The 24,158-nt window shown below is 67.2% G+C and carries 24 protein-coding genes; 11 read left to right on the top strand and 13 right to left on the bottom strand.

Features of this window, described 5'->3' with window-relative positions:
- Window positions 1-109: 109 nt before the first annotated feature.
- Together KXD98_RS10695 and KXD98_RS10690 are read right to left on the bottom strand one after the other, a co-directional pair.
- The gene (locus tag KXD98_RS10695; RefSeq protein WP_260764193.1) at window positions 110-892 is read right to left on the bottom strand and encodes a hypothetical protein; all 783 of its coding nucleotides are present in this window, start codon (window positions 890-892) and stop codon (window positions 110-112) included.
- Window positions 893-940: 48 nt separating this feature from the next.
- Entirely contained in the window at window positions 941-1,315 is a 375-nt protein-coding gene (locus KXD98_RS10690) for a DUF952 domain-containing protein (protein ID WP_260764191.1), read from the bottom strand.
- A 133-nt stretch (window positions 1,316-1,448) separates the two neighbouring features.
- Here KXD98_RS10690 and KXD98_RS10685 point away from each other — a divergent pair, with 133 nt between their 5' ends.
- Together KXD98_RS10685 and KXD98_RS10680 are read left to right on the top strand one after the other, a co-directional pair.
- Window positions 1,449-1,640, top strand: a complete 192-nt coding sequence (locus tag KXD98_RS10685; RefSeq protein ID WP_260764189.1) for a hypothetical protein — start codon at window positions 1,449-1,451, stop codon at window positions 1,638-1,640.
- A gap of 27 nt (window positions 1,641-1,667) precedes the next feature.
- A complete protein-coding gene (locus KXD98_RS10680) occupies window positions 1,668-2,660 on the top strand; it encodes a YihY/virulence factor BrkB family protein (protein ID WP_260764187.1) in 993 nt (330 codons plus the stop codon).
- On the opposite strand, the gene KXD98_RS10675 is transcribed toward KXD98_RS10680, so the two are convergent.
- Window positions 2,650-2,886, bottom strand: coding sequence for a DUF3039 domain-containing protein (locus KXD98_RS10675; RefSeq protein ID WP_260764185.1), 237 nt, complete (start codon window positions 2,884-2,886; stop codon window positions 2,650-2,652). The two genes, KXD98_RS10680 and KXD98_RS10675, sit on opposite strands and share 11 nt — an antisense overlap.
- A 106-nt stretch (window positions 2,887-2,992) precedes the next feature.
- Between KXD98_RS10675 and KXD98_RS10670 the strand changes: the two genes are divergently transcribed.
- The 3 genes from KXD98_RS10670 (at window position 2,993) to KXD98_RS10660 (ending at window position 5,338) form a co-directional block, all read left to right on the top strand.
- On the top strand, window positions 2,993-3,394 hold the full coding sequence (locus tag KXD98_RS10670; RefSeq protein ID WP_260764183.1) for a DUF3099 domain-containing protein: 402 nt from the start codon (window positions 2,993-2,995) through the stop codon (window positions 3,392-3,394).
- Window positions 3,395-3,541: 147 nt separating this feature from the next.
- Complete coding sequence (sigB, locus tag KXD98_RS10665) at window positions 3,542-4,501, top strand: sigma-70 family RNA polymerase sigma factor SigB (protein ID WP_260764181.1); 960 nt, start codon at window positions 3,542-3,544, stop codon at window positions 4,499-4,501.
- Window positions 4,502-4,645: 144 nt separating this feature from the next.
- Window positions 4,646-5,338 (top strand): metal-dependent transcriptional regulator, encoded by a 693-nt coding sequence (locus tag KXD98_RS10660; RefSeq protein ID WP_260764170.1) that lies wholly within the window; start codon window positions 4,646-4,648, stop codon window positions 5,336-5,338.
- Window positions 5,339-5,343: 5 nt separating this feature from the next.
- Here the strand turns inward: KXD98_RS10660 and KXD98_RS10655 are convergent, their stop codons facing one another.
- The gene (locus KXD98_RS10655; protein ID WP_260764168.1) at window positions 5,344-6,393 is read right to left on the bottom strand and encodes a DUF4192 domain-containing protein; all 1,050 of its coding nucleotides are present in this window, start codon (window positions 6,391-6,393) and stop codon (window positions 5,344-5,346) included.
- 303 nt (window positions 6,394-6,696) lie between these two features.
- Between KXD98_RS10655 and KXD98_RS10650 the strand changes: the two genes are divergently transcribed.
- The 3 genes from KXD98_RS10650 to KXD98_RS10640 are packed head-to-tail and all read left to right on the top strand — an operon-like array spanning window position 6,697 to window position 9,480.
- On the top strand, window positions 6,697-7,686 hold the full coding sequence (locus KXD98_RS10650; protein WP_260764166.1) for a proteasome assembly chaperone family protein: 990 nt from the start codon (window positions 6,697-6,699) through the stop codon (window positions 7,684-7,686).
- A gap of 50 nt (window positions 7,687-7,736) precedes the next feature.
- The gene (locus KXD98_RS10645; RefSeq protein ID WP_260764164.1) at window positions 7,737-8,759 is read left to right on the top strand and encodes an alpha/beta fold hydrolase; all 1,023 of its coding nucleotides are present in this window, start codon (window positions 7,737-7,739) and stop codon (window positions 8,757-8,759) included.
- Between the two features lie 34 nt (window positions 8,760-8,793).
- Window positions 8,794-9,480 carry a PhzF family phenazine biosynthesis protein gene (locus KXD98_RS10640; protein ID WP_260764162.1) on the top strand — a complete coding sequence of 229 codons (687 nt, stop codon included), beginning with the start codon at window positions 8,794-8,796 and terminating at the stop codon, window positions 9,478-9,480.
- 16 nt (window positions 9,481-9,496) lie between these two features.
- Here KXD98_RS10640 and nrdR read toward each other — a convergent pair whose 3' ends face one another.
- On the bottom strand, window positions 9,497-9,961 hold the full coding sequence (gene nrdR, locus KXD98_RS10635; protein ID WP_260764160.1) for a transcriptional regulator NrdR: 465 nt from the start codon (window positions 9,959-9,961) through the stop codon (window positions 9,497-9,499).
- Between the two features lie 116 nt (window positions 9,962-10,077).
- On the bottom strand, window positions 10,078-10,395 hold the full coding sequence (locus KXD98_RS28525) for a LysM peptidoglycan-binding domain-containing protein (RefSeq protein WP_396882873.1): 318 nt from the start codon (window positions 10,393-10,395) through the stop codon (window positions 10,078-10,080).
- Between the two features lie 445 nt (window positions 10,396-10,840).
- Between KXD98_RS28525 and lexA the strand changes: the two genes are divergently transcribed.
- Window positions 10,841-11,560: a transcriptional repressor LexA gene (lexA, locus tag KXD98_RS10625; RefSeq protein ID WP_260764159.1), complete on the top strand. Its 720-nt coding sequence runs from the start codon at window positions 10,841-10,843 to the stop codon at window positions 11,558-11,560.
- 28 nt (window positions 11,561-11,588) lie between these two features.
- On the opposite strand, the gene KXD98_RS10620 is transcribed toward lexA, so the two are convergent.
- Window positions 11,589-13,751: an LGFP repeat-containing protein gene (locus tag KXD98_RS10620; RefSeq protein ID WP_260764157.1), complete on the bottom strand. Its 2,163-nt coding sequence runs from the start codon at window positions 13,749-13,751 to the stop codon at window positions 11,589-11,591.
- 160 nt (window positions 13,752-13,911) lie between these two features.
- Here KXD98_RS10620 and KXD98_RS10615 point away from each other — a divergent pair, with 160 nt between their 5' ends.
- Window positions 13,912-16,200, top strand: a complete 2,289-nt coding sequence (locus KXD98_RS10615) for a molybdopterin guanine dinucleotide-containing S/N-oxide reductase (RefSeq protein WP_260764155.1) — start codon at window positions 13,912-13,914, stop codon at window positions 16,198-16,200.
- Here the strand turns inward: KXD98_RS10615 and KXD98_RS10610 are convergent.
- The 6 genes from KXD98_RS10610 to KXD98_RS10585 form a co-directional block, all read right to left on the bottom strand.
- Entirely contained in the window at window positions 16,173-17,480 is a 1,308-nt protein-coding gene (locus tag KXD98_RS10610) for a DEAD/DEAH box helicase (protein ID WP_260764153.1), read from the bottom strand. The genes KXD98_RS10615 and KXD98_RS10610 overlap by 28 nt on opposite strands.
- A gap of 222 nt (window positions 17,481-17,702) precedes the next feature.
- Window positions 17,703-19,112, bottom strand: coding sequence for a GTPase HflX (gene hflX, locus KXD98_RS10605; protein WP_260764151.1), 1,410 nt, complete (start codon window positions 19,110-19,112; stop codon window positions 17,703-17,705).
- A gap of 74 nt (window positions 19,113-19,186) precedes the next feature.
- Window positions 19,187-20,074, bottom strand: a complete 888-nt coding sequence (gene dapF / locus KXD98_RS10600; RefSeq protein WP_260764149.1) for a diaminopimelate epimerase — start codon at window positions 20,072-20,074, stop codon at window positions 19,187-19,189.
- 4 nt (window positions 20,075-20,078) lie between these two features.
- The gene (miaA, locus tag KXD98_RS10595; protein ID WP_260765117.1) at window positions 20,079-21,002 is read right to left on the bottom strand and encodes a tRNA (adenosine(37)-N6)-dimethylallyltransferase MiaA; all 924 of its coding nucleotides are present in this window, start codon (window positions 21,000-21,002) and stop codon (window positions 20,079-20,081) included.
- Window positions 21,003-21,004: 2 nt separating this feature from the next.
- Window positions 21,005-21,694, bottom strand: coding sequence for a hypothetical protein (locus KXD98_RS10590; RefSeq protein WP_260764147.1), 690 nt, complete (start codon window positions 21,692-21,694; stop codon window positions 21,005-21,007).
- Window positions 21,695-21,716: 22 nt separating this feature from the next.
- Window positions 21,717-22,592: a DMT family transporter gene (locus KXD98_RS10585; RefSeq protein WP_260764145.1), complete on the bottom strand. Its 876-nt coding sequence runs from the start codon at window positions 22,590-22,592 to the stop codon at window positions 21,717-21,719.
- A 162-nt stretch (window positions 22,593-22,754) separates the two neighbouring features.
- Between KXD98_RS10585 and KXD98_RS10580 the strand changes: the two genes are divergently transcribed.
- Window positions 22,755-24,158, top strand: a complete 1,404-nt coding sequence (locus KXD98_RS10580) for a DUF349 domain-containing protein (RefSeq protein WP_260764143.1) — start codon at window positions 22,755-22,757, stop codon at window positions 24,156-24,158.

The following is a 24,158-nucleotide window of genomic DNA, read 5'->3' as shown; positions in this document are numbered from 1 at the left end:
CTCCACTGAGCACCATCGCTTGCTGGAATCTAACATGGCAAATTGTCTGGACCGTAAATGACGTGCCCGGATCAGCGAATTGGCGAGCCGGCGCGGAGCCGCCGGCAGGTCAGCGCTTGCGCTCGCGCACCTTGTAGGTCGAGGGCCAGGATTCCCGAGTCTCATCGCCGACCAGGGGCACGCCCTTGCTACCGATCCGGACGTCGTAGGCCTCCTTGCCGGCGCCCGCCTCGCGGTTGGCGTGCTCGGTGGCCAGGTAGATCAATTGGTCGATCTCAGCCTCGGCAAAAGCCACGAACGTCGTCTTGCGCACGATCTCCTCGGCCGGGGGCACCATGCGGTCGGGCAGCACGCGGCTCAGCAGTGCGGCGATTCCGAGCAGCGTGAACGGCACCACCCAGTAGAAAACGAACGACGTCGGCGTGCGGGTGTCGAGGAGGGTGGCGTCGCCCTGGAGGATCGGCGGAATGGCCGATGAGACCGTCATGCCCGCGAAGGCAGCGATCCAGATCCACGTCAGGACCGCGGTGATTTTGGCGAATACCTCGCTTTCGACGATCTCCTTGGGCTGCCCACTGGCCGCGAACTCACGGATGAACGGCTTGCCGACCAGTGCGCCGACCAGAGCCGCCAAGAAGATCCCGGCACTGCTCAGCGGTTGCAACCACCGCTCGAGGAACGACTGACTGCCCACGAACGTCAGGATCGACAGCAGAAGAAACGTTGCCACTGCACCGATTTCGAGGGTGCGCCCAGGCGAGTGCCGAACTTGTGCGACCACCAGAACCGCGACCGCCGCGGCGAGCGCGATCAGTACGGCCGTACCGAACGGCACGTTGCCTACCAGAACCCAGTAGATGATCCACGGCGCAAAACCAGCGAGTATGCCCATGGTTGGGGAGTGTATTAAGTCACGCAGCGGGCCTGACGGTGCCCTACGTCACCCGGGGCGCAGCGGTCGTGGCGGGAACAGCCCGTCCGGACCGGGCCGATAGGCAGTGATGTGAATCACAGCGGCCAGCGGCAGTTCTCCGTACAAATGCGGGAACACCATTCCTGCAGGGTCAGTGGGCGCCCCCGGTTCCCACCGCACAGGAGAGGTGAGCCGTGCCGGATCTATGTGCAGCAGGGTCAGGTCCGTGCGGCCGGCGTAGAGCCGATTGGCGGGCAGATGGACCTGCCCGGGCGTCGAGAGATGCACGAAACCCACCTCGGCCAACGATTCCGGTTGATAGGCACCCTGTGCGCGCGCACGGGCCCAGTCCCCGGCTGTACAGAGATGGACCAGCACCTCGGCGTGGGCGCCTGGATCCATACCGCCACCCCTTGACTGTCGCAATTCGGCTGTTGGTGAAACACGACACACCTGTAAACCCCCGGGGAACAAGGCCAGAACCCCAAGCGTCTGACAGAGTAAGAGATACGTCGCTACACCCTATGGAGGTGCCATGACCGCAACGCTCACCAGTCCCCGATTGACCAAGGCTGATCGCTGCGATCGTTGCGGCGCCGCTGCCCGGGTGCGCGCCAAGCTGCCGTCGGGTGCGGAGCTGCTGTTCTGCCAGCACCACGCCAACGAGCACGAAGCCAAGCTGATCGCGATGGCCGCCGTACTCGAGGTGAGCCCGGTGGAGGCATAGCCACAAATCAGCCATGCTGGTCTGGTCATGGGTGACCAGTCAGCAGGACCGGCCAAGCGGCCGTCCCCGTCGCCTCATCATTTTCGGCGCCTGTCGGTGCGCACGCTCTCGAAAAGCTGGGACGATTCCATCTTTTCGGAGTCGGCTCAGGCTGCATTCTGGTGCGCATTGTCATTGCCGCCGTTGCTACTCGGGATGCTCGGCAGCCTGGCCTACATCGCGCCACTGTTCGGACCGGACACGTTGCCGGCGATCGAAAACCAGCTGATCAATCTGTCCGACCGCTTCTTCTCCCCCAGCGTGGTGGTCGAGATCATCGAGCCGACCGTGCGCGACATCGTGCAGGGTGCGCGCGGTGAGGTGGTCTCTATCGGGTTCGTCATCTCGTTGTGGGCGGGCTCATCGGCGATCTCGGCCTTCGTCGACTCGATCACCGAGGCCCACGACCAGACCGCATTGCGCCACCCGGTCCGGCAACGCTTCTTCGCGCTGGGCCTCTACGTCGTGATGCTGGTGGGTGCGATCATCACCGCTCCGTTCCTGGCGCTGGGACCGCGCAAGATCGCCGAGTTCCTGCCGGACAGCTGGGACCGGGCGCTGCACCTCGGTTACTACCCTGTGCTTTTTTTCGGTCTGCTGATCGCGGTGAACCTGCTCTACCGGGTCTCCCTGCCCAAACCGCTGCCGTCTCATCGGCTGCTCGCGGGCTCGGTGCTGGCCACCGTCGTCTTTCTGATCGCCACCTGGGGGCTGCGGTTCTATCTGACCTGGATCACCAGCACCGGCTACACCTACGGTGCATTGGCCACACCGATCGCGTTCCTGCTGTTCGCCTTTTTCCTCGGTTTCGCGATCATGTTCGGCGCCGAACTCAACGCTGCGATCCAGGAGGAATGGCCGGCCCCGGACACCCACACCAGCCAGCTGCGGACCTGGCTGGAGCGCCGCAGCACGTCGGCGACCGCGCCCGACGGCCGGGCCGGTGGCGCCGAGGCGCCACCCGATCGAACTACTTCTTGAGCTGCTCGAAGATCCGCTTGCAGTCCGGGCACACCGGCGAACCGGGCTTGGCCGAGCGAGTCACCGGAAACACTTCGCCGCACAGTGCCACGACGTGAGTCCCCATCACCGCACTCTCGGCGATCTTGTCCTTCTTGACGTAGTGGAAGAACTTGGGAGTGTCACTGTCGGTCCCGTCGTCGACGCGTTCGTCGGTGTCGGTGCGCTCGATCGTCTGGGTTTCCATGGGCCCATTGTGCCCGGCCACCGATCGGTAAGAAATCGGAAGGGTTCGCACGACCGCATATGTGCAACAGTGGAGGTATGACATCGCGACCCGGTCAGCGTCACGCGTGCGCGAACGCGAACTGAACTTCGACGACGACGGACGCCCGGTACTCATCACCCGGGCGGCACCCGCCTACGAAGAGCAGCACCGCCAGCGGGTACGGAAGTACCTGATGCTGATGTCTTTTCGCATCCCCTCTCTGATCCTGGCCGCGGCCGCCTACGCCATCTGGCACAACGGGTTGATCTCGCTGGCGATCATCGTGGTCGCGCTCCCGTTGCCGTGGATGGCCGTCCTGATCGCCAACGACCGGCCCCCACGCACCGCTGAGGAACCCCGCCGCTACGAGTCCGCACGGCGCATCCCGCTGTTTCCCACCGCCGAGCAACCCGCGATCTACGCCAGCCCCACGGTCGATGCGCCGCAATCAGGCGCGAAGGAATTTCGCGACGACCGTCCGAGCTGAGCAGGATCGCTGCCCATTCTCAGCACATTCTCAGGTCGGGGCGGAAAAACCGCAGATCAGAACGTGTGAATGCCACTGAACGCGGGAACTCAATGCGCGTCTGGGGCGTTATAGCTCACGAATGTTCCACCCGATCAGGAGGCCGTCATGGCAAATGCCACCACCAGCCGCGTTGACCAAGACCTGGACGCTCAGAGCCCAGCCGCAGACCTGGTGCGGGTGTACCTGAACGGAATCGGCAAGACCGCGTTGCTCACGGCCGCCGACGAGGTCGAATTGGCCAAGCGGATCGAGGCGGGGCTGTATGCCCGACACCTGCTCGACACGCGGAAGCGTTTGGGTGAGAACCGCAAACGCGACCTGGCCGCCATCGTCCGCGACGGCGAGGCCGCGCGTCGGCACCTACTGGAAGCCAACCTGCGCCTGGTGGTGTCGCTGGCCAAGCGCTACACCGGTCGAGGCATGCCGCTGCTCGACCTCATCCAGGAGGGCAACCTCGGCCTGATCAGGGCCATGGAGAAGTTCGACTACGCCAAGGGATTCAAGTTCTCCACCTACGCCACCTGGTGGATCCGTCAGGCCATCACCCGCGGCATGGCCGATCAGAGCCGCACCATCCGGCTTCCGGTCCATCTGGTCGAACAGGTCAACAAGCTGGCACGCATCAAACGCGAGATGCACCAGAACCTGGGCCGCGAGGCCACCGACGAGGAACTGGCCGAGGAATCAGGCATCCCGGTGGAGAAGATCAACGATCTGCTTGAGCACAGCCGCGACCCGGTGAGCCTGGACATGCCGGTCGGCAGTGATGAAGAAGCCCCGCTGGGCGATTTCATCGAGGACGCCGAGGCCATGTCGGCGGAGAACGCGGTGATTTCGGAGTTGCTGCATACCGACATCCGCTACGTGCTGGCCACGCTCGACGAGCGCGAGCAGCAGGTGATCCGGTTGCGGTTCGGCCTGGACGACGGACAACCGCGGACCCTCGACCAGATCGGCAAGTTGTTCGGGCTCTCGCGCGAGCGCGTACGGCAGATCGAGCGTGAGGTCATGGGAAAGCTGCGCAACGGTGAGCGCGCTGACCGGCTGCGGTCCTACGCCAGCTGACAACCCAGCTGACAACAGAGCTCACGAGGGGTCCACCGAGCCGGTGGACCCCTCGTCCTGTCAGCGGTGTGGCACGCGTCGCGACACGGAGCACGCAGTTCAGGCCCACGAAACGGTAGACTCGCCGGAGACGGAGGGTGTGCCATGAATGATCTAGTCGATACCACCGAGATGTACCTGCGCACGATTTACGACCTCGAAGAGGAGGGCGTTATCCCACTCCGTGCGCGCATCGCGGAACGTCTCGAACAGAGCGGCCCCACCGTCAGCCAGACCGTGTCGCGCATGGAACGCGACGGCCTGTTGCATGTCGCCGGGGACCGTCACCTCGAGCTGACCGACAAGGGGCGTGCCCTGGCGGTGGCCGTGATGCGCAAGCATCGACTGGCCGAACGTCTGCTGGTCGACGTGATCGGACTGCCCTGGGAAGAGGTTCACGCCGAGGCATGCCGCTGGGAGCACGTGATGAGCGTCGACGTGGAGCGGCGCTTGGTGCAGGTCCTCGACAACCCCACCACCTCTCCGTTCGGCAACCCCATCCCCGGCCTGTCCGAGTTGGGCATCGGCAACCAACTGACCGACGGGGCATACAACCTGGTTCGCCTGACCGAACTGCCGGCCGGCATGCCGGTCGCGGTGGTCGTGCGCCAGCTGACCGAGCACGTCCAGGGCGACGCCGACCTCATCGCCCGACTCAAAGACGCCGGAGTGGTGCCCAACGCCCGTGTCACGGTGGAACTCACTGACCACGGCGGCGTGATGATCGTCATTCCCGGCCACGAGCAGGTCGAGTTGCCTCACGACATGGCCCACGCCGTCAAGGTCGAGAAGGTCTGAGCCCTTCACCCTGCCCGGCGACCGAACACACGTCGCGGCGGTAACTGAACGCCCAACTGCCGGGCCAACCGATAGCCGGTCCGTGCAAGGTCGCGAATCTGCTCCGGTCGCATGCCGGACTGCAGCGCGGTGTCCAGCATGCCCGCCATCGTGTGCTCCGGTTGGCATCTCAGCGCCGCGTCCAACGCGATACCCGCCAGCGGCCCGTCGCCTCGTGCATACGCCGAAAATGCAAGGAGAACAAGGGCTTCCACCCGCCACGGGGCAGGTAGCCGGCGGGCCAGGTCGGCCCACAACGCTTCGGCGACACCGGCTTTGTCGCCGACGGCCAGGGCGTAGAGCGTGTCCCGTACCCGTGGATCGGTGATCGACCAGGCCAGCCGTGCCGAGTCGGCATCGTCGAGTGCCAGCCCCTGGGCAACCTGCCCGGCGCTGGTCACCGCGTGCTCGATGTCGGCGCGCGCCTGCACCGCCGGGCGCTGCGGGTCAATTGCTCCGGTCGCGACGATGACCTCGCTCAACGCAGCGCTACGCGCCGGGTCTGCGACCGCGACCACGTCGACCAGCTCGGAGCGGCGGGCATACAGCCTTCTGCCGTCGAGCACGGCGGCCGCAGCCACCGGCGATGCACTGGGATCCTCGACGAGACCAGTGCTGCCGCAGCCGTCCGCGCAGTGCCAACGGACACCGGCCGCCACCCGCTCGACAACGTGCACCGCGTAGAGGTGCACGTCGCGCAGCTCCAGCTCGGCGCCCAGCAGGTGCGCGACCTCTCGGTGGTCGTCGGCGCACATCCGACAGCCGGCACCGACGTCGTCGACAAGCACGCCGATCGCAATCTCCGCCCCGGAGGTCGCGGCCAGCTCGGCCAGTCGGGGCAACGAGCCGACCAGCTCGTCGTCGAGATCGGCACGCAGGACGGCCCCCATCTCGCCGTCGGCGGCGGTGATCAGCACCAGTGAGCGTTCCGGGACGAAGCCGAGCACCGCGGGTAGCGCAGCGATCAGAACACCGGGATGGTCGAGCGGGAAGTCGAAGTGTGCGGAAGTGGTCATGGGGCAAACTTCCCAACGCACTCTGACGGTACGACGACGTCGGCTCTACGGTGACCGACAACTGTGGATGAACGTGACTCTGGGGATAACTCGGGGCGCGGCGCGCTTCGTCGGATCCGCGGCCCTCATGTCGTTTCCGCACCGCAGTCGCAGGGTAGCCACACTGGCACCGTCTCGGGAATTCCGGACCCACGCGTGTACGTTCGACCAACAAGACGTCTGGCGGACACCTGCGAGACACTGATAGCGACAAACCAGGGACGGCAAAGCCGTCACACCACAGCGGGCGAGGAGGCGAGAACCATGGATGACCACGGCGATGATCCAGGTCAGCACTATCAGCCTGAGCACACCGGCATGTACGAACTGGAGTTCCCGTCCCCGCAACTCATCGCAGCTGATGGCCGCGGCCCGGTGCTGATCCACGCGCTGGAGGGCTTCTCCGATGCCGGTAGCGCCATCAAGTTGGCCGCCCAGCACCTGAAGAACACCCTCAACACCGAGCTTGTCGCCTCATTCGCCATCGATGACCTGCTCGACTACCGGTCCCGTCGACCCGTCATGACGTTCAAGACCGACCATTTCACCGGCTACGACGAGCCGGAACTGAATCTTTATGCGCTCCACGACAGCGTCGGCACACCGTTTCTGTTGCTGGCCGGACTGGAGCCGGATCTTCGCTGGGAGCGCTTCATCACAGCGGTCCGACTGCTCGCCGAGCGCCTGGGTGTGCGCCGGGTCATCGGACTGGGATCCATTCCGATGGCCGTTCCCCATACCCGACCGATCACGCTGACCGCGCATTCCAACGACAAAGAGCTCATCGCCGACCACCAGCCGTGGGTCGGCGAGGTGCAGGTCCCCGGCAGCGTCTCCAACCTGCTGGAATTCAGAATGGCCCAGCATGGACACGAGGTCGTCGGCTACACCGTTCACGTGCCGCATTACCTGGCTCAGACCGACTACCCCGCCGCCGCGGAGAGTCTGATCGCCGAGGTCGCCCGATCGGCGTCGCTGCAGATCCCGACCGACGCGTTGGCCCGCTCGGCGGCCGAGCTCTACGAGAAGATCAATGAGCAGGTCGCCAACAGCCCCGAAGTGGCTCAAGTGGTGGACGCGCTGGAGCGTCAGTACGATGCCTTCGTTGCTGCGCAGGAGAACCGTTCCCTTCTGGCCCGCGACGAAGACCTGCCCAGCGGGGAGGAACTCGGCGCTGAGTTCGAGCGGTTCCTCGCCCAGCAGGCCGGCAAGAAAGACCGCAAGGACGGGGAGAATCCCACCGACTCTCCCTGACCGACGACGAGGGTGGTGGGCGACGTGACCGCGACGAGCCACGAGACGCGATGACCGGGCGCACACCGCACCTCCGGCCGGTGCGGGAGCTGACCCCGACACTGCAGTTCCGCACGATCCACGGCTACCGCCGAGCGTTTCGCATCGCCGGGTCAGGTCCGGCGATCTTGCTGATTCACGGCATCGGCGACAACTCCACGACGTGGAGCACCGTGCAGAGCGCACTGGCCCAACGTTTCACCGTGATCGCGCCTGATCTGCTGGGCCACGGACAGTCCGACAAGCCGCGGGCCGACTACTCGGTGGCCGCGTACGCCAACGGGATGCGCGATCTGCTCACCGTGCTGGATATCGACAGCGTGACTGTGGTGGGTCATTCCCTGGGTGGTGGTGTCGCCATGCAGTTCGCGTACCAGTTCCCGCAGTTGGTCGAACGGCTGATTCTGGTCGGTGCCGGCGGTGTCACCAAGGACGTCAACTTTGCGCTGCGCGCTGCCTCGTTACCGATGGGCAGCGAGGCACTGGCGCTGTTGCGGCTACCCCTGGTGCTTCCGGCACTTCAGCTGCTGGGGCGGGTGAGCGGCGCCGCATTCGGGTCCACCGGGTTGGGTCGCGACATCCCAAACATGTTGCGGATTCTGGCCGACCTGCCCGAGCCCACCGCGTCATCGGCTTTCGCCCGCACGCTGCGAGCAGTGGTGGACTGGCGGGGGCAGGTCGTGACGATGCTGGACCGCTGCTATCTGACCAGCTCCGTTCCCGTGCAACTGGTCTGGGGCCGCTGCGATTCGGTGATTCCCGTCGCGCACGCCGAGCTTGCGCACGCGGCGATGCCCGGATCCCGGCTGGAGATCTTCGACAGCTCGGGGCACTTTCCGTTCCACGACGACCCGGACCGTTTCGTCGAGGTGGTGCAGAGTTTCATCGATTCCACCGCTCCGGCGGTCTACGACCAGGAATACCTGCGTGAGCTTCTTCGCGCCGGGATCAGCGAGGCAGCGATCACCGGACCCGTCGACACTCGGGTCGCGGTGCTCGGCGCGTTGGATGCCGACGAACGCAGCGCAACCTGACCTGACCTGACATTCGGCGACGTACCATCGGCGCATGGCCATCGATGTGACGGTCCTGCGGGTATTCACCGACCGGGACGGCAACTTCGGTAATCCACTCGGCGTGGTCGACTCCGACACCGTGGACGCCGCCGACCGTCAGCGGATCGCCAGGCAATTGGGTTACAGCGAAACGATATTCGTCACTCTTCCGGTCGAGCACGCCCATTCCGCGCAGGCGCGCATCTACACCCCGACCGCTGAGTTGCCGTTCGCGGGTCATCCCACCGTAGGGGCATCATGGTGGTTGAAGAGCCGCGGTACGCCGATCAAGACGCTGCAGGTACCTGCCGGCGTCGTGCAGGTCACCTATCACGGCGAGCTGACCGCGGTCAATGCGCGTGCGGCGTGGGCGCCGGACTTCGTCATTCATGACATCGGCACCCCCGAGGCATTGATGGGGGCTGACCCGGACGAATACGGCGACGATGTCGCACACTATCTGTGGACGTGGGCCGACGAGACTCAGAACAGCATCCGCTCCCGGATGTTCGCCCCACACCTGGGAGTCCCCGAGGACGAGGCCACGGGCGCCGCCGCGGTGCGGATCACCGAATACCTCAGCCGCGACCTGACCATCGTGCAAGGGCAGGGATCGGTGATTCACACCACCTGGAGCCCCGACGGCTGGGTGCAGGTCGCGGGCCAGGTCGTCAACGACGGGACGCGCCAGATCGACTGACCGGTGATCGGATGGTCTACGTCGGAGCCGAGACTTCGCGGTGGGCGCGCAGCGCCTGAATCTCACGCTCGAAGTCCTCTGCTGAGGAAAAAGAACGGTAAACCGAGGCAAACCGCAGATAGGCCACCTCGTCGAGGTCACGCAACGGCCCCAGAATCGCCAAACCGACTTCGTGACTAGGTACCTCCGGTGAGCCGGTGGCGCGGACCGCATCCTCGACCTGTTGGGCGAGCAGGTTGAGTGCATCGTCGTCGACCTGACGCCCCTGACAGGCTCGCCGGACACCCGTGATGACCTTTTCGCGGCTGAACGGTTCGGTCACCCCGCTGCGTTTGACGACGGCAAGTACCGCGGTCTCGACAGTCGTGAACCGCCTGCCGCACTCCGGACATGCTCGGCGGCGACGAATCGCCTGTCCTTCGTCGGTCTCTCGGGAGTCGACCACGCGGGAATCAGGATGGCGGCAGAAAGGACAGTGCATCCACGCTCCTTCGCCGGTTCGACAGATCACCGCTTCAAACGGTTTCGAGCCTACCCGGGCGACGCTACGACGACCTGACGGCAGACCGATCGACCGATGCCCTTGCATGGCCGCGATCAGGCAACCGGGGCGATCAGCGTCTGCCCGGCATTGACAGCGACCGTCTGGAGTTGGTTCAACTCGCGAATCTTGGCGACAACGTCGGCCACCGGCGCTTCGGGCGCGACCCGACGCGCCACATGCTGCAGCGACTCACCGGCCTGGACCTGCACTACTGCCAATCGGGCCGGAACTGCGGGCTCGACGCCGACAACCCCGCCGGCCTGGGCGACCAGCCCCAACCACACCGTGATCGCCGCGGCGATCAATGCCAGCGCGACGGTGGTGGCCGGCGTAATGGGCCGGCGTCGGTGCGGCGCCCGAGACACGGCCACGGCCGATCCGCGGTAAGGGACCGGAACCACCCGTGGGCGGGGCGAACCTGATGGGCCCCGGGCGCCGGGAACCCGTGTCGGACGTGCCGAACGGTGGTGCGGCCTGCGCCGGCGGGCCTCGGGGCCGGCAGAACCGGAGGCAGGCGCACCAGCAGCGCCCCGCGTGCCGGCGACGCCATGAGTACCAGTGATATCCACGGTGGCCTCGCGTGAGTAGATGAGTGTCATGTCGTCCGCCTTTCGGTTGTCGATCCCAGTCCCAGATTCGCTACTGTGTTCGAACCATAGTCGATCACATGTTCGATTAGTAGAACGTGTGATCGAACTGTTGTAGACGGTATCGCCACCCACCGACAAAGCCGTTCCCGCAGATCGGGCCCGATGCATGTGACACGCGGTCGAACACATGTTTGATCAACTGTGGATCGTGGACTACATTCAGGCCATGAGCGACGACAGCAGCGACAGCACCGCCGACTCCACCTCGACTCCCCCAACAGCCGGACACCGTGACCGCGGCGTCGGCCTGACCGAGCGTCAGCGCACCATCCTCGAGGTCATCCGCACGTCGGTGACCACCCGCGGATATCCGCCCAGCATCCGCGAGATCGGCGATGCCGTGGGTCTGACGTCGACCTCCTCGGTGGCCCATCAGCTGCGCACGCTGGAGCGCAAGGGCTACCTACGGCGCGACCCCAACCGTCCGCGAGCTGTCGACGTGCGCGGTCTCGATGAGGCGGCTGCGGCCAGCGCGCCGGCTACCGAGGTCGCCGGCTCCGATGTGCTGCCCGAACCTACTTTTGTGCCGGTGCTCGGCCGCATCGCGGCCGGCGGCCCCATTCTGGCCGAGGAGGCCGTCGAAGACGTCTTCCCGCTCCCCCGCGAATTGGTCGGCGAGGGGTCGCTGTTCCTGCTCAAAGTTGTCGGCGACTCGATGGTGGACGCCGCGATCTGCGACGGCGACTGGGTGGTCGTCCGTCAGCAGAACGTCGCCGACAACGGCGACATCGTCGCGGCCATGATCGACGGCGAGGCCACCGTGAAGACCTTCAAACGCACGCGCGGCCAGGTGTGGCTGATGCCGCACAACCCGGCATTCGACCCGATTCCCGGCAACGATGCGGCGATTCTGGGCAAGGTGGTGACGGTCATCCGCAAGATCTGAAACGTCTGACGGGGTCGCGGAACTCGCGCTACGCGCCCCGAACGAATCCGTTGGTGATCGCCATTTCCTCACTGGCGAACCACAATTCGGCGGGCGCCTCGGGATAGTCGACATCATCGGGGGTCCAGTAGAGACCCGAGCGGGTGTCGGCTTTGACCGGGTAGCCATCGGGCATTTGACCTGGATCATCGAGCGGCATGTGCACCGCTGTGCCGCCCGGACGCGGCTCGTCATCGTCGATACGAGCATGTCGGCCGGTGTCGGTCATGGTGTCTCGTTCGAAGAGGGAGCCGGAGACCTGCTCGGCGACCACCAGCGGCTCTCTGTCGGCCTCGACGATGGGTTCCTCGTGGCCGTCGACCTCGGTGAGCGTCGGAATCCGGGTGGGTGCGGTATCGACGGCGTCGGGGTCCTCCTCTTCCTCGAGATCCGTCACGTCAACATCGACAGCGTCGGATTCCTCGACGTCGACCGGTTCCGAGGGGACCCCCCAGAAGCTCAGTGGCGTCGGTTCGACATCCTCGGAAATCGCTGAGGCCGTCGCCGGCTCGGGCGGTGTGGCCGCCGATACCGCAGTCAATCCTTCGCGTGCGTAGCGGTCCCCGAACAACTCGTCCTCACCGTCTGCGGGAGCGGCGAATCCAGCACCGTCCGCGGGAGCGGCGAATCCAGCACCGTCCGCGGGAGCGGCGAATCCAGCACCGCTCGACGACGGGTCGGCGTAGGGCGAGGGATTCTCGTACTCCGAACTACGAGGGTGTTCGAACTCGTCGTAACCGGAACCGTCGTCATACCCGGAACCGTCGTCATACCCGGAGTCGTCAGCGAACGGGTCCGCACCGCGGGCCCTGTTGCGCATGATCAGGAATCCGACCACGCCGAGCAACCCGAGCAACGCCACGATCGCCAGTAACCACCAGGGTGACCATTTCAGGCCGGTGCCCTCATCGGCCTGCGGCGCGGCCTGCGGGGAGCCGGGGGCGCCGGGCGGGGCCTGATCAGGGACCTCAAGGCCGGCCAGCGCGGCAGTAAGGTTGCCCGGTTCGGCAGTGAATCGCTGATTGGCCGTGTCGTAGGAGATCGCGCCGTTGCTGAACCGTTGGCTGATCACGTTGCCGCTCTGGGACTGGTCGGCCACCGGCGCGCCGAGCTCGCCGGTCGCGCCGTCGAGTCTGTCCCACGCGGCCTTCATCGCACCCCGTACGATCACCGCCCCGTGGTCGGGGGTCCAGAAGATCACCGGGTTGTCCTCGGCGGCGAAGGTGGTCATTCGGCTCGCCGGCACTCCCCCGTCGACTTCGCTGGTGGCGGGGAAGCCCAGGTCGCCCTCGGGGCCACCTACACTCTCGTACTTGTCAAGCACCTGCCCGGTGACCACATTGGCACCGGTCTGCGGGCTGTAGAAAATTTTGCCGCCGGCGAAATCCTGGCCCAGACCGTCATCGCCGATCGGGTAGGGCTCACCTTCGGCGGCGCCCAGCGGACCCAGCGGACCGCCTGCAGCGCGGCGCGCGGCGTTGATCGCCGAGACCGGATCGTCGGGAACCGACAGATCAGCGAGCTGGTCGGCCAGCTCGGGCGGCACCGTGGTGAATGTCTCGGTACTCGAGTCGTAGGACAACTCGCCACCGGTGAACCGCTGCCGCACCACCGAGCCGTTGTAGGTTTCTTCCTCGGCGGGCACGCCGAGGACGCCCGACGATCCACCGAGCCGGTCCCAGGCCGCATTGATGGGGCCACGGACCACCCGAGCGCCGGTTGCCGGCGTCCAGAAGATGACCGGGTTGTCGGCGGCGCTGAACGTGCTGTTGCGGCTTTCCGGGGCCCGGCCAGGGCCTTCGTCGATCTCCGGGAACCCGAGGTCGCTGTCGGCGGGTCCGCCGAGTGACTCGTACTTCTCCAGGATCGCGCCCTGCATGAAGCGCGCACCGGTGGACGGCGTGAAGAACATCTTGCCCGCCGCGAAGTTCTGCGCAAATCCGTCGCCGACGGGGTAGACCTCGCCGGAGCGCGGACCCAGTGGACCGGCGTCACCGCCGGTGGCCTCCCACGCCGCGGTGATCGCACCACTGGCTTCGACCTCGGGTTGTGCGGTGGCAATGGGCGCCAGCAGGAACGCCGTGGCGATTCCCAGCAGGCCGATGGTCAGACGACCGGCCACACGTTGGCGCAGCTTCGGCTGCCGGATCATTCATCCTCCCCGCGGTCGGCGACTCGGTCCTGCGAAGTTACCGCGTCCGTTCACTCTGCTTGAGAGGGACTCGATAACCAAGGACCCGCGCCGATTCACCGAAAGAATATGTAATGGTCACCCGACCGTGGCCTGCGCGTGTCCTCGTACACTCCGCGCCATGCCCACGCCCCGAACCAGCCTGACCCACTGGGGCGCCTTCACCGCCACCGTCGCCGACGGCGATATCGCCGCGGTCGCGCCGTGGCGCGGAGACGCCGACCCGTCCCCGGCGTTGGGGAATCTGCCCGGATCGGTGCGTCATCCTGCCCGCGTCCGCACTCCTGCGGTGCGTCGGGGCTGGCTCGACCACGGTCCGGGCCCGAGTACCCGCCGCGGCGCCGACGAGTTCGTCGCGGTGTCCTGGGACGAGCTGGTGGAGTTGCTGGCCGGTGAGCTGCGCCGGATCATCGACGATCACGGCAACGAAGCCATCTTCGGCGGCTCCTACGGCTGGTCGAGCGCAGGACGGTTTCATCATGCGCAGAGCCAGGTGCATCGCTTCCTGAACTGCCTGGGCGGATACACCTTCTCTCGGCACTCTTACAGCCTGGGTGCCACCGGTGTGATCATGCCGCGCGTGGTGGGCACGCATGACGAACTGTTCAAGCGCTCGACGCAGTGGGACGTGATCGTCGAGCACACCGAGCTGATGGTGTGCTTCGGCGGCGTGGCCCTGAAGAACACCGGCGTCAACCACGGCGGCACCACCGCCCATCCGGCCCGCGAGGCGCTGGAGCGCTTCTCCGCCCGCGGGGGCCGAGTGGTCTCGGTGTCGCCGCTGCGCGACGATTTCAGCGGTCCGTGTCGATGGTGGCCGGTGGTGCCCGGCACCGACGTCGCGGTCATGCTCGGCCTGGCCTATGTGTTGGCGACCGAGTCGCTGGTCGATCGGAAGTTTCTGGATACCCACACCACCGGGTACCAGATCTTCGAGCGGTATCTGCTCGGAGCCGCTGACGGCGTGCCGAAAACACCGAAATGGGCTGCAGAGATCAGTGGTCTCGACGCGGCCGAGATCGTCGACTTGGCCCGGCAGATGGCCACGGCGCGCACGCTGATCACGGTGAGCTGGTCTCTGCAGCGCACCCGCTTCGGCGAGCAGGCGCCATGGATGGGTCTGACACTGGCGGCCATGCTGGGTCAGGTCGGTCTGCCCGGCGGTGGTTTCGGTCACGGCTACGGCTCGATGAACGAGCCCGGGCTGGCGCCGCTGCGGTGTGGGCTGCCGCGGCTGCCGCAAGGCGTCAATCCGGTGAAGACGTTCATTCCGGTCGCGGCGATCAGCGACATGCTGCTGCACCCCGGTCGGTCATTCGAGTACAACGGTGCACGGTTGACCTACCCCGACATCAGGTTGGTGTACTGGGCAGGCGGCAACCCTTTTCACCATCATCAGAACATCCCGCGCCTGCGCCGCGCTTTCAGCCGCCCCGACACCGTGGTGGTGCACGACCCGTACTGGACCGCGACGGCCCGACACGCCGACATCGTGGTCCCCTCGACCACCTTTCTCGAGCGCGACGACCTCTCCGGATCGCGCAACGACCCGGTGCTGATGGCAATGCCGAAGCTGACGCAGCCGTACGCCCAGTCACGCGACGACTACGACACCTTCGCCGCCCTGGCAAGCGCGCTCGGTGCGGGTGAGATGTTCACCGAAGGTCGCACCTCGGCGCAGTGGCTGGCGCACCTGTACCAAACCTGGTCACAGACACTGGATTTCGATGTGCCCACGTTCGAGGATTTCTGGACGGCCGGACATCTGCGACTACCCACCGAACCCGGGTTGACGCTGCTGGCCGACTTTCGCCGCGATCCGCAGAAGCATCGTCTGGACACACCGAGCGGGCGGATCGAAATCTTCTCCTCAGACATCGACCGGTTGGGCTACCCCGACTGCGCCGGACATCCGACATGGTTCGAGCCGACCGAATGGCTCGGCGACCCGATGGCGACCCGGCACCCGCTGCATCTGCTGGCCAACCAACCGGCCTCCCGTCTGCACAGTCAGCTCGACGCGGGTGCGACCAGCCGGCGATCGAAAGTCGCCGGCCGCGAACCGATCCGAATGAATCCGGTCGACGCCGCAGCTCGCGGACTGGCCGACGGTGACGTGGTCCGGGTGTTCAACGATCGCGGCGCGTGCCTGGCCGGGCTGGTGACCGACGACGCCGTGCGTCCTCGGGTTGTCCAGCTGGCCACCGGCGCCTGGTTCGATCCACTGGACCCGACCGATCCGGACACGATGTGTGTGCACGGAAACCCGAACATGCTCACCGACGACGTGGGCACCTCATCGCTGGCGCAGGGTTGTAGTGGCGCTCATGCACTGGTGCAGGTCGAGAAGTTCACCGCCGACCCGCCACCGGTGCGGGCACATCAACCTCCGGTGGTGGTGGCGCGCTGAGCCGGACGTCGGGGCCTGCGCCTGCGCGGACGTCCCGACTGGCTGGCCGGACGCCCCGACTGGTTCGCCGGACGGCGATGCTCGACCGTCCGGGCTACCGGTTGCGGTGCGCGCCGGGGTGCGATCTCGCCAACGAGTTCCTGAACTTCGGCAGACTCGGCATCGACATCTTGGGGACGCACGGTGATGCCCGCGCGCTTGAGCAACTGCTGGGTGTCGCGACGCTGTTCAGGCAGCACCACGGTGACGACGTCTCCGTCGCTGCCCGCGCGCGCGGTGCGGCCCGAGCGGTGCAGGTAGGCCTTGTGCTCCATCGGCGGGTCGACGTGGACGACCAACTCGACACCGTCAACGTGCACTCCGCGGGCCGCGATGTCGGTGGCCACCAGAACCCGCGCCGAGCCGTCGGCGAAGGCCGCCAGATTGCGTTCCCGGGCGGGCTGAGAAAGGTTGCCGTGCAGATCAACTGACGGAACGCCGGCTTCGGTGAGCTGCTTGGCCAGTTTGCGCGCTTGATGTTTGGTGCGCATGAACAGGATTCGTCGCCCGGTGCCGGACGCCAGCCGGTGCACCAGCGCCTTCTTCTCCTGCGCTCCTCCGACGTGGAACACGTGGTGGGTCATCTGCACGGGTGCTTCGTCGACCTCGTCGACCGAGTGCAGCACGGGGTCGTGTAGGAACCGCCGGACCAGCTTGTCGACTCCGTTGTCCAATGTTGCCGAGAACAGCAGGCGCTGGCCGTCTGCGGGTGTCGCTGCCAGGATTCGGGTCACGCCGGGCAAGAAGCCGAGGTCGGCCATGTGATCGGCCTCGTCGAGCACCGTCACCGCGACGGCGTCGAGGCTGATCACCTTCTGGCGCATCAAATCTTCGAGACGTCCGGGGCAGGCCACCACGATGTCGACACCGGACCGCAGCGCGGCCACCTGGCGATTCTGGGAGACCCCGCCGTAGATGGTGGTGACCCGCAAGCCACACGCCTGTGCCAACGGCTCCAGGGTGGCCGTGATCTGGGTGGCCAGCTCGCGGGTGGGCGCGAGCACCAGACCCGATGGGCGGGCGGTTTGGCGGCGACGGCCGGTCAGCGCGGCCGCAAGGGGCAAGGCGAACGCGAAAGTCTTACCGCTTCCGGTCTTTCCGCGGCCCAGCACGTCGCGGCCGGCCAGTGCGTCAGGCAGGGTTGCGGTCTGGATCGGAAATGGCTCGGTGATGCCGCGCGCGGTCAGCGCCGCCACCAAGGTCGCGGGCACGCCGAGATCGGCAAAGGACGATGTGGTCATGGTGAATCTCTCTAGTCAGGGCCGTTTCGGGCGATGTGTGCCCGAGCAGCCGCGACGAAGAGTCCAGCGGTGATGCGCACACAGTGGCGTTGTCCACGAGAGTGGACGGTGCCGTAGTCGATGGTCATGGTCGGCCTCGTGATGCGGGCTCTTGTCGAGTTCTCCGCAGCCGACGCTCACCCATGCTAGCCCAGTCAGACCGGACCGGCACATTCGGGCTGGTCAATGTGTGGCGAAGACACTCAATCCAGCGGCCAACGCCACCGGCACCCGGGCTTTGATGCGGGTGCCCTGCTCGGTGTGCTCGGTGGCATCGATGCGTCCGTCGGCGTGTACCCGCGCCACCAGATCCCCGCGGTCATACGGGATAGTGACGTCGACGGCGGTGTCGGTGGGCTCTATCAGTTCGGCCATCCGTGACCGCAACCGCTGCAGACCTTCTCCGGTGTGCGCCGAGACGAAGACCGCACCCGGCAACGCACGCCGCAGGTGTGCCAGCGTCAGCTCGTCGGAAGCATCGATCTTGTTGACCACCAACAACTCCGGCGGCGAAGCGATGCCGTATTCGGCGACGACCTCATTGACCACTTGGCGCACAGCATTGATCTGGGCCAGTGGATTGGCATCGGAGCCGTCGACGACGTGCACCAGCAGGTCGGCGTCGACGACTTCCTCCAACGTCGACCGGAACGCCTCGACCAGCTGGGTGGGCAAGTGACGCACGAAGCCAACCGTGTCGGTCAGTACGAACGGCCTTCCGTCGTCGAATTCCCCGCGCCGCGTTGTGGGTTCGAGCGTCGCGAACAATGCGTTCTCGACCAGGACGCCGGCTCCGGTGAGAGCATTGAGCAGACTGGACTTGCCGGCGTTGGTGTAGCCGACGATGGCCACCGACGGGACATCGCTGCGCCGACGCCCGCTGCGTTGGGTGTCGCGGATCTTCTTCATGTCCTTGATCTCGCGGCGCAGCTTGGCCATCCGCTCACGGATGCGGCGGCGGTCGGTCTCGATCTTGGTCTCACCGGGCCCGCGGGTCCCCACGCCGCCTCCGGCTCCACCGGCTCGGCCACCGGCCTGGCGGGACATGGACTCACCCCACCCGCGCAGTCGCGGCAACATGTATTCCATCTGCGCCAGCGAGACCTGGGCCTTGCCTTCCCGGCTGGTGGCGTGCTGGGCGAAGATGTCGAGGATCAGCGCGGTGCGGTCGATCACCTTGACCTTGACCACCTTCTCCAGCGCGTTGAGCTGAGCAGGGCTGAGCTCGCCGTCACAGATCACGGTGTCGGCGCCCGACGCCAGCACCACCTCGCGCAGCTCGACAGCCTTCCCGGACCCGATGTAGGTGGCCGGATCGGGCTTGTCGCGACGTTGGATGACGCCTTCGAGCACTTCTGAGCCCGCAGTCTCGGCCAGCGCGGCAAGCTCTGCCAGGCTGGCGTCGGCATCGGCAGCGGTGCCGTCTGTCCACACACCGACCAGCACCACCCGTTCGAGGCGCAGCTGGCGGTACTCGACCTCGGAGATGTCGGCCAACTCGGTGGACAACCCGGCGACACGGCGTAGTGCGGTCCGGTCATCGAGGGCCAGTTCACCGGCGCTCGGGGTCTCGCGGGATTCGGGATATGTCATAGGCGAATAGAGATTCGCACGGAGATCACTTTTCATGCACCTCAATTAACGTGCCGGTCGCGCCGGCAGTTCCTTCACGAGCGGGACGGTCGCGCACCGTGCGTCCTCCACCATTGCTGTGCGAGTTCTCCCTGGGCCACCAATTCCGAGGGACCCCGCAGGAAACTGCTGGCCTCGGTCACAGTGACCTGCACCTCCCCGCCGGGAACGAGTACCCGCAAATGACCGGTTTGAGCCTGGACGTGGGCGAGCGCGGCCACCGCTGCGGCGACGGTGCCGGTTCCGCACGAACGCGTCTCGCCCACCCCCCGCTCGTGCACCCGCATCGACACCCTTGACTGAGCCGGGGCGGTCAGAATCTCGATGTTGACCCCGTCCGGGAACTGCTCACGGTCGAACTGCACCGCAGCGCCGACGTCGAGGGCGGCCAAATCCTGGGCGGTCAGCGTCGGGTCGACGCATGCCAGGTGGGGATTGCCGACGTCGATGGCAAGGCCCGCGAAGCGTCGCCCGCCCACCACGGCGAACCCGGAGCCGACGGTGTTGGCCTTACCCATCTCGACGGTCACGTCGGCGGCCAAGCCGTCGGCTTGGTGCAGCACGACCGGGCGGGGCCCGGCCAGCGACCCCACGACGAACTCGCGGCGCGGCTCCAGGCCACTGGTGAACAGGTAGTGCGCGAACACCCGCACCCCGTTGCCGCACATCTGCGCGATGGACCCGTCGGCATTGCGATAGTCCATGAACCAGTCGTCCTCGGCGACCCCTTCGGGCAGCCGGTCGAAGACTCCGGCGGCCAGCGCGGCCCCGGCGGTGGTCACCCGCAGCACACCATCGGCGCCCAATCCGCGCCTACGGTCACACAGTGCGGTCACCGCCGACGGGGCCAGGTCCAGCGCGCACGCGAGGTCGGGCAGTACGACGAAGTCGTTCTGCGTACCGTGCCCCTTGGCGAACCTCATCTGGTCAGGATACGTCGCTCCAGCGCCTTACCGCGGCGTCGGCAAGTCGCTGCGATCCCCCGGTTACCCCGGCGTCGAGCCAGGTGACGCGGGGGTCGCGCCGGAACCAGGACCGCTGCCGTCGCACGTAGCGGCGGGTGCCCACGAACGTCGGTTCGCGGGCACCGCTGCCGTCACCGCCCGCGTCGAGGTCTGCGATCACCTGTGCGTAGCCCAACGCACGGGCCGCAGTGACACCGTCGCGCAGTCCCCGACGCAGCAACGCGAGCACCTCCTCGACCAGCCCTTCGGCGAACATGGTGTCGGTGCGCCGGGCCAACCGCTGGTCGAGAACCTCTGTCGGCCAATCCAATCCGATGATGACGGCGCCCCACCTGGGTGAACCGATCCGAGGGGCCGACGCGGCGAACGGTTGGCCGGTCAACTCCACCACTTCCAGCGCGCGCACGATGCGCCGGCCGTCGGTCGGCAGGATCGAGGCGGCTGCGGCCGGATCGACCAGGTGGAGTTCGCGGTGCAGTTCGGCGACGCCGACCTCGGCCAGCCGCGCTTCCCACCGGGCCCGGACGGCCGGGTCGGTGGCCGGAAAGGCCCAGTCGTCGAGCAGCGATTGGACGTAGAGCATGGAGCCGCCCACCACGATCGGCAATGCGCCACGGGCCAGAATGTCCTCGACGTCGGCAGCTGCGGCCTGCTGATAGCGGGCCACGCTGGCCGTCTCGGTGACGTCGAGCACGTCGAGCTGATGATGCGGCACGCCGCGCCGCTGGTCGAAGGCCAACTTCGCGGTGCCGATGTCCATGCCCCGGTACAGCTGCATGGCGTCGGCGTTGACGACCTCGACCGGGACGGCGACACGCTCGGCGACGGCCAGCGCCAGCTCGGACTTGCCGGTCCCGGTCGGACCCAGAATGACCAGCGGTCGCAGTGTCATGGCGTCCAGACGCCGACGAAGTAGCCGACCCCGTACGGTGCGCCGCGGTAGAACTCGACCGCCGTACCCGGGCCGCTCTCGGCCAGTCCGGCCAGCGCCTGGTAGGCCGCGCGGCCGACGATCGACGACGGCAGCCCCAACAGCGCCGTCGGGTCACCTGCGGCCAGCGCGTCGTCCAACGCGGCCTGCACCGGCACCGAGTCGGGGTCGTGGCCCCCGGGTGCGCCCGCGCTGAGTGTGGCGGCCCCGTCGGCGACCACCAGGACCCCTATCGGTTCCGCGTTGTGGTCGAGGTCGGCGCGCAGATCCTGGCCCCGTCGGCGCGCTGCGTCGGTGTGTTCATCGCTGCTGAGCACCTGCACCTCGACCTCCCCGCCGGGCTCGGCGAGCCCCCGCAACCACCCGGCGATGAGCGCGCACAGCGGCAGCGCTGTCGGTGTCGCACTCATCGCTGCAGGCGACAGTGCGACGGGCAGGTCCACGCCGTAGCCGGCGAACGTGCCGCGTGACCCAGGGGCGAAGACCCCGTCTGCCTCGCCTACGCCGACGGCGACCCAGCGCCGGCCCAGCGAAGCCGCGGCCGCGGTCGCCGCGGCACGCAGATCGGCGGTCTCGGTAGCGGCGGCGCCGGCCAGTTCGGGGACCATCACCGGTGCCGAGGGGACGATCGCGATGGCGCTGAGCACGCCACCAGTTAACCGCAGCCGATCAGGCCGACTGGTGGGTGGCGGCCTCCCCACGGGCCAGTGCCGTCGTGGCCACGATCATCACAGCGACGGCGACAACCAGCCAGAACCACCCTGCCTCGCCGGGGCGCAGCGTCTCGCCCAGCACCACGACGCCCAGGGCGCACGCCACGATCGGCTCGGCGATGGTCATCGCCGGCAGCGATGCGGTCAGCGCCCCGGCCCGAAATGCCGCTTGCTGCAGCACAGTGCCGCTGACCGCCGCCACCACCCACGCATAGAGCTCGGGTGTGCTCACCAGCATCACCAGACCCTCCCAGCTGGTGACGTCGAGCCGGTGCACGACCGTCTTGGTCAGGACCGCGAAAACACCCCACAGCGAACCGGCCGCCACCGCCAGCAGAACTGCACGCAGCGCCCCCGTGCATACCCGCGCGCCCACCAGACACAGCGCCAGCAGCGGGCCCAGCACCGCAGCCACAGCCAGCCATGCTTCTCCCGAGGCGCGTGTCTGACCTGCGGTCGGGTTGCCGACGGTCACCACGACGATCACCGCCGCGGCCAGCAGCGCCGCCCACATCCACTCAAAGCGCGACACCCGCCGCTCGGCCAGCCGGGCGTGGATCGGCAGGGCGAACAGCAGCGAGGTGACCAGCAGCGCCTGCACCAGCAGCACCGATCCCAGCCCCAGCGCGGCGGCCTGTAGCGCGAACCCGGCAGCACCCACCGCGCTGCCCAGCCACCAGCGCCGATCTCGCAGCAGGTGGGCGAACAGCGCGACGTGGCCGACCGGCTCGTCGGTGACCTGCTGGGCCGACCGCTGATGGATGACGTCGCCGACCGCAATGAAGAACGCGGCTGCCAGCGCGAGCAACACGGCAATATCCGCCTTGGCCATCGGCCTCCTCCCGGTTCTGGCACCGAAGCCTAGAGAGCAGGCATCCCCAAGCCGTGGGCGCAGCGCCGGACGACCTGTTTCAATAGCGGACGAACAGCTGTAAGGGCGCCGCGCTGCGCGGCACGTGCGCGAGACCGCGCGAAAGGGCACGAGGTGACGGATATGACGACCACCGAACCGGGCGGAGCACGCCAGGCCAACGAGCAGGGCGAGGGGCCTGCCGACGGGCACGAGAAGGTATCCGCACAGGAGTCGTCGACGACTCCGGCACCGACGCCGCCGCCCAAACCCCGTCCGGGTAGGCCCGTCCCCCGGCCCGCCGCCCCGGCCAAGGCACCCGTTGTCACGGTGCCGACCAGCGACCCGCATCGCTTCGGACGCGTCGACCCCGACGGCACGGTGTGGCTGATCACCTCTTCGGGTGAGCGCACCATCGGGTCATGGCAGGCCGGTGACCCCGAGGCCGCGTTCGCCCACTTCGGCCGCCGCTTCGACGACCTGCACACCGAAGTGGTGCTGCTGGAACGGCGGTTGGCTTCCGGGGTCGGCGACGCCCGCAAGATCCGGTCTGCAGCGACCACCCTGGCTGAGAGCCTGCCGGAGGCACACGTGCTCGGCGACGTGGATTCGCTGGCCGCACGATTGGCCGGCATCGTCGAGCAAGCCGACCACGCCACCGTCGAAGAGAAGGCTCGACGCGAGGAGCAACGGGCCAGCCAGACCGCACGCAAAGAGGCCCTGGCCGCTGAGGCCGAGGAGTTGGCCGCCAACTCCACGCAGTGGAAGGCAGCCGGCGACCGGCTGCGCGCCATCCTCGACGAGTGGAAGACGATCACCGGGCTGGACCGTAAGACCGACGACGCGTTGTGGAAGCGCTACTCGGCGGCCCGGGACACCTTCAATCGGCGGCGCGGGTCGCATTTCGCCGAGCTCGACCGCGAGCGTGCGGGCGCAAAACAGGCCAAGGAGGCATTGTGCGGGCGCGCCGAGGAACTGTGCGACTCCACCGATTGGGGTCCCACCTCGGCATTGTTCCGGGACCTGCTCACCGAATGGAAGGCTGCGGGGCGGGCCGCCAAAGACGTCGATGACGCCCTGTGGCAGCGGTTCAAGGCCGCCCAGGACAAGTTCTTCTCCGCCCGCAACGCGGTGTCCGCGCAACGCGACGCGGAGTTCCGCGCCAACGCCGAGGCCAAGGAGGCGCTGCTGGTCGAGGCCGAGAAGATCGACACGTCGGACCTGGAGGCTGCGCGCGCCGCGCTGCGGACCATCGGCGAGAAGTGGGACGCGATCGGCAAGGTGCCTCGGGAGCGCGCGTCGGAATTGGAGCGCCGGATGCGCGCGGTCGAGAAGAAGATCCGCGACGCCCCGACCGGCGGCGTGGACCCGGAGGCGCAGGCACGAGCCGACCAGTTCCGGCAGCGGGCCGAACAGTTCGAGGCCCAAGCCGCCAAGGCCGAAGCGGCAGGCCGCACCAAGGACGCCGAGAAGGCGCGCGCCAGCGCCGAACAGTGGCGGCAGTGGGCCGAGGCCGCCGTCGAAGCGCTGGGCAAGCGGCGCAGCTGA

Origin of the sequence: Mycobacterium sp. SMC-4 (assembly GCF_025263265.1) — a bacterium.
GTDB lineage: Bacteria > Actinomycetota > Actinomycetes > Mycobacteriales > Mycobacteriaceae > Mycobacterium.
Note: the sequence above shows the minus strand (reverse complement) of the source record. Positions and strands in the feature narration are given on the sequence as shown.